This window comes from Synechococcus sp. R8-2 (genome assembly GCF_047461715.1).
In the GTDB taxonomy this organism is placed as follows: domain Bacteria; phylum Cyanobacteriota; class Cyanobacteriia; order Thermostichales; family Thermostichaceae; genus Thermostichus.
Genome location: NZ_JANSHQ010000392.1, coordinates 1 through 4,825 on the forward strand (window position 1 = coordinate 1; position 4,825 = coordinate 4,825).

Genomic DNA, 4,825 nt, shown 5'->3' on the forward strand with positions numbered 1-4,825 from the left:
TTGACTAGAGTCATGCTCCCCCAGCTACGCCCTGGATGAGGCGGTGGTGGACTACTATTACCAGGCAGCCCACCAGGCGGGGGCTCAATTTGCCCCCCGTTCTTTTCTCACCGGCAGGCTCAATTTGCCCATCCAAGACGACTTTCGCGTGGTGGCCAAGCCCATGGCTCTGGTCTGGGGAGAACAAAATCGTCTCACCGGCCCAGAACAGGCAGAGCGGTATCGCGCTTTGCGCCCGGAGGTGCCGATTTACCGATTGCCAGGGGCTGCTTTTCCGCACATTGAAGCGCCGCAGATCTTTTTGTCGGTGGCTTTGCGCTTCTTGGCCGAAGCCGATCCTGCCCTGCCGGGATAGACAGATGGGGGATCCCTTTGCCCCTTGGCAGAAAAAAGTGGGAGATTGGCGCAAGAAGCAGCCCTAGCGCCAGGGGTAAGGGCCGTGCTCTCGGTTGACGTGACCATCCCGAGCGCAGAGGGGAGTTGGTACGAGTCCGGCAACTCAAGTGGGCTCCCCGGCCTTATCTTCCCAGGGATCACCATCCACAGGAGTGGAGCTGGAAGGAGGAGGGGCAGGCTCAGAAGGAGGGGCCTCTTCTTTGGCATACTCCTGTTCCCAAGCCGGTTGTTCGGGGGCGGGTGCGGGCTCAGGTGGACGAGGACGCACAGGCTGCGGCTCAGGTTCAGGCTCTTCTTCTGCGTAAACGTCTTCTTCTTCGGCTTCGTATTCCTCGTCGTATTCTTCTTCGTAATCTTCCTCGACGGCGGAACTCTCGACAGCACTGGGCAGGGCAGGAGCAGGGCTAACTCCGGCTTCCCAAGGGGGCTTGCCGATTCCCAGGGTTTCCAAAATCCCCTTGGCCAGTTGGGTTAGGCGGGTCTCGGCGCCATCGGCAACAATAAGGCGATCCCCGCCCACAGAGACAATCTCGTCAGTGGAGAGCAGATAGGTGCTGAGGATAAAGCCAGGTAAAAAGGTGAGGCCAAGGTTGGAGAGCACCAAGCCCGTGATGATGCCGGAGACGGAGTTGAACTCAAAATCCTTAACTTTGCCAAGGCGGATCCCTTCTTCGGTCACCACCTCGCTGCCAACCACGCGACTCAGGCCCTCCAAGTCCAAGTTGTCGAAAACTTCTTCGCTGGGGACAAGAACTGCATCCTGACCCAACGCTGTTACTTGCCGCAGCTCCATCAAACGGGGGGATCCGGCAAGGGCTTTTTCCAGCACCCCCAGCACCAGAACCTGCTTGGCTTCCAGATCCGCCCAAACTTCGCTGACTACCCCAAGCCGGGCTGCGTTGCCCTGGCTGATCACCTGCGTTCCCAGAACCTGTGACCGCCGACGAACCTCTGATCGCACCAGCGCAACAGATCCTTTCCCAGTCGTCATGATGGTTTCCCCGTCGTAAGTCAAAACGTTCCCGTTGTTGGGCTGCGTGTCTGACACAGTTCGCCAGAATTAAGTAAGTTAATAGTACCACTGCCTGTCTCCTCCCTCGCGGGCTGCCCAGGTGGGATCCCGGCCAATCTGCCTGCTCCAGGCCAGAAACTGCTCTGCCATCGCGCCCAGGGAATAGTGCTCTTCTGCCCGTTGCCGACAGCGGCTCCTGTCGATGTGATCTAGGCGCTCTACAGCCTCTGCCAAAGCTGCCACGTTGTCCGGCTCGACGATCCAGCCGGTTTCTCCATCGCTGACAATTTCCGCGGGCCCACCCCGGCGGTAGGTAATCACCGGCACGCCACAGGCCAAAGCTTCCACCGCCACCAAGCCAAAGGCCTCCACCCACTTGGGGGTCATGATCAAGGCTGAGCATTGCCCCAAGATCCGCTGCATTTGCGGGGTGGGCAAAAACCCTCGGTAATCCAATTGGGCATGCGGGTACTGCTCTTGGATCTGCTGCCAGTAGCCTGGCTCTTGCAGGTGGCCTAGGATCACCACCGGCCTTCCCGTCTTCTCGGCTAGGGCAGCACAGTCTTCCAGGCCCTTTTCGGAGGCAATGCGCCCAATCCAACACAGGGATCCATTCCCTTGGGGCACAAAGTCGTAGAGGCGCAGATCCACCCCGCAGGGCAGATAGACAAAGGGATCCCGACCTGCCGCCATCTCGGCTCGGGCAAAGGCAAAGGTCTGGGCTTGCGCCCGCGAATGCACCGCCAGCCGACCAGGGTAGCGATGGGCAATGTGCTCTAGAGCCTGATCGACGGCATCGCTGAGGGATCCCATGCTAACAATGTGGGCCACCGGGGTGCGGAAAAAATCCGTCAAATAAAACGAGAGCCAATCGTAGCTCCAGTTCACGATTAGATCGAACTGATCTTGCAGGTGGGCAGCCCGCTGCCACAGGTTGGCCAGCAGAGAGGGGGTGTGGATCAGAACCGGCTGATCGCGGCGCTGGGTTTGCGCATAGGCCGGGGGAAGGCCCGCCACCGGCTCGATCACCTCCTCCGGCAACTCCGCCATTCGGGATCCCACAGGGGCCAACACCCGCACTTGGGATCCCATCTGGAGTAAGACACGCGTCAGGTTGGCAAGATTGAGCTCCACACCACCACCGGCCCCGGATCCCAGAGGTCCAACAGGGGTGGAGAGGAACAGATAGCGGTAGGGACGAGCCATAGGGAGAGCCTCGGTAGCTCAGCCCATTGTCTTCTCAATCTGGATACCTGAAGGCCTGGCCTCAAAGCCCACAGCCTGCCCAGAACTTTATGAGGCTTTGGCTACAAAAATTTCTCCCTTCTCCACCTTGACCTTGTAGATGGCCAGGTCTGCCTTGGCCGGGCCACGGGTACGGCTGCCATCGGCAGCAAAAGCCGAGCCATGACAGGGGCAGACAAAGTTCTCCCCCCGCCAGTTCACATCACACCCCGCATGGGGACAGGCGGCATCCAAAGCCAGCAGAGAATCTTCTTTTTGCGGATCCCCGACCAACCAGAGGGTGACGGTGTTTTTCCCAAAGGCGTTTTCCACCTTGAAGGGACCATCTTTGAGATCGGCCAGAGTGGCAACTTTCACAAACTCCGGCTCAGAAGCCTTAGAGCCAGAAGCAGTTCCCTGGGCCAGGGCAAAACGGCGCCGGGTAAACCCAGGTAACCAACCCACCAACGAGCCAAAACCGAGAGCCAGCCAGCGAAGAAAACCACGACGATTGTTGTACATGGCTATGTGTCCTTGGAGGTGTGCGAAATGTAGGTCATGAGCCAGCAAAAGACCGGCCCCTTCAGAAGGGATCCCGGTGCAAATGCTGCCCTTAACATTTTGTTACACCGGAACAGTTTCGGCCAGGGCCAAGCCGCACTTTTTCCGGCTAGAGTACGCAGTAGCCCTCTTCGTTGCTTGAGTACCGGGGATGGGCTCTTGCACTGCTGGAGCTTAGGATCGAGAGGTAAACAGCTCAGCAACCGCGCAGGCAAAGCCGGGCAACAGGGGAGAAGACAACGCATCCTGAGCCAACAGCGTTTCTACCAAGACCAACTGGGCCTGTTGTCTGCGATACACCTCTACTCTCTGAGCCAGCCGATCGACGATCCAGTACTCTTGCACCCCATGCACAGAGTAGAGTTTCCGTTTTGCCAAGCGGTCTCGATCCTCATGAACTTTTCCAGGTGATAGGACTTCAACCACCAGCTCAGGGGCACCCCGAAAATGTCCTGCTTCATCTTGAATCTGTGATAGCCGCTCATAACTAACCCAAACAACATCGGGAGACACATTATCAAATTCGGAAAAGAGGATCCCTGGCATGATTGAGGGTTCTCCCAATCCTGTTTCTAGCGACCACCGATGCAGTGCGGAGAACAAACACCCGATAATGTGCTGATGTTTGTGATGAGGAGAGCGAGTCACCAGCAGTTCTCCGTCGATGATCTCGTAGCGGATCCATTCATTCTCTGGAAGAGCCTCGATATCCCGAGTGGTCCAGCGTACTTCTGTAGCAGTCATTAGCTATCCCTATAGCAATAAATGGTGCTATGCCCAGGGCACCCTGCTGCTGTACCTACGACACTGGGCCGACAACTGCAACGCTGTCGCAACAGCGGGAACCGCACTTGGCGTAGCCAAATCTTAGCCCAGGATCCCGTTCACAGAAGCGAGACGGAGTCCTTCCTCTCTAACCACGACGGCTCAATGGGTAGAGCTTCTACGGAGCTGAACTATCGGTTGAGCTATCGTGTGGGGCTAGTTGGGATAGATGCGCAAGCGGCGGTTGGGCTCTTCGCCAAAGCTTTGGGCCCGCAGGTGGTAATGTTCCACCAACTGGTGTTGGAGCTTGCGGATCAGAGGCGAACGGGGCAAAAGTTCCACTGGCTGAGACTTGGGAATGACAATTTGCTCCACCGCCAGGCGGGCTTCTTCCAGAGCTTCGGTTTCATCGCCTGAGCTGGCGCGAATGAACAGCTCCAGGTCGGAATCGGATCCCTCTTCGCTTTCGATGTTGAGGATGTGGCGCAGGGCGCGGGCCAGGGCAATCAGAGTATTGGCCTTAACGGTGTGAATCGGGATCTGGCGGGAGTGGGCCATCTGCTGGATCTTGGAACGGCTGCGCACCTGGGATCGCAAGGCCAAGACAATGTCTGCCTCGTCTAGATCTTTGGTGACATCCGCCGACAGTTTCAGGGTTTGGATCACCTGCTCCAGGTAGAAGCGGCTCACTCCGTAGGGGTAGATCATCAGCGGCCCATCCGGATTCTGCTGCCGTCCTGTCGGGGCTAGGGCGGATCCCTCCCAGTCCAAATCTTCTTCTTCGTCAGAGCCGGATTCTACTCTGGATTCGGCCACCACCTGAGCGGCAGGACGGGATCCCGCTGGCGTTAGCGGGACGGAGTCCTC

At 58.1% G+C, this 4,825-nt stretch carries 6 protein-coding genes; 1 reads left to right on the top strand and 5 read right to left on the bottom strand.

Annotation, left to right across the window (positions count from 1 at the left end; all coding sequences use genetic code 11):
- The first annotated feature begins 43 nt into the window (after positions 1 to 43).
- Positions 44 to 355: an alpha/beta fold hydrolase gene (locus tag NW819_RS09660; protein ID WP_414413605.1), complete on the top strand. Its 312-nt coding sequence runs from the start codon at positions 44 to 46 to the stop codon at positions 353 to 355.
- A gap of 144 nt (positions 356 to 499) precedes the next feature.
- On the opposite strand, the gene NW819_RS09665 is transcribed toward NW819_RS09660, so the two are convergent.
- The 5 genes from NW819_RS09665 to NW819_RS09685 all read right to left on the bottom strand — a co-directional run.
- Positions 500 to 1,387: a PRC-barrel domain-containing protein gene (locus NW819_RS09665; protein WP_011434176.1), complete on the bottom strand. Its 888-nt coding sequence runs from the start codon at positions 1,385 to 1,387 to the stop codon at positions 500 to 502.
- A 78-nt stretch (positions 1,388 to 1,465) separates the two neighbouring features.
- Positions 1,466 to 2,614, bottom strand: a complete 1,149-nt coding sequence (locus NW819_RS09670; RefSeq protein WP_414384084.1) for a glycosyltransferase — start codon at positions 2,612 to 2,614, stop codon at positions 1,466 to 1,468.
- A gap of 87 nt (positions 2,615 to 2,701) precedes the next feature.
- Complete coding sequence (locus tag NW819_RS09675; protein ID WP_414388014.1) at positions 2,702 to 3,154, bottom strand: ubiquinol-cytochrome c reductase iron-sulfur subunit; 453 nt, start codon at positions 3,152 to 3,154, stop codon at positions 2,702 to 2,704.
- A 213-nt stretch (positions 3,155 to 3,367) separates the two neighbouring features.
- The gene (locus NW819_RS09680; protein ID WP_414350099.1) at positions 3,368 to 3,937 is read right to left on the bottom strand and encodes a Uma2 family endonuclease; all 570 of its coding nucleotides are present in this window, start codon (positions 3,935 to 3,937) and stop codon (positions 3,368 to 3,370) included.
- A gap of 237 nt (positions 3,938 to 4,174) precedes the next feature.
- A partial coding sequence (locus NW819_RS09685) for a R3H domain-containing nucleic acid-binding protein (RefSeq protein WP_414413606.1) occupies positions 4,175 to 4,825 on the bottom strand: 651 nt, incomplete at its 5' end.

Bases quoted from the DNA above. Each gene is read 5' to 3' on its own strand.
- NW819_RS09670 (WP_414384084.1), bottom strand. From the start codon at position 2,614: ATGGCTCGTCCCTACCGCTATCTGTTCCTCTCCACCCCTGTTGGACCT.
- NW819_RS09665 (WP_011434176.1), bottom strand. From the start codon at position 1,387: ATGACGACTGGGAAAGGATCTGTTGCGCTGGTGCGATCAGAGGTTCGT.
- NW819_RS09675 (WP_414388014.1), bottom strand. From the start codon at position 3,154: ATGTACAACAATCGTCGTGGTTTTCTTCGCTGGCTGGCTCTCGGTTTT.
- NW819_RS09680 (WP_414350099.1), bottom strand. From the start codon at position 3,937: ATGACTGCTACAGAAGTACGCTGGACCACTCGGGATATCGAGGCTCTT.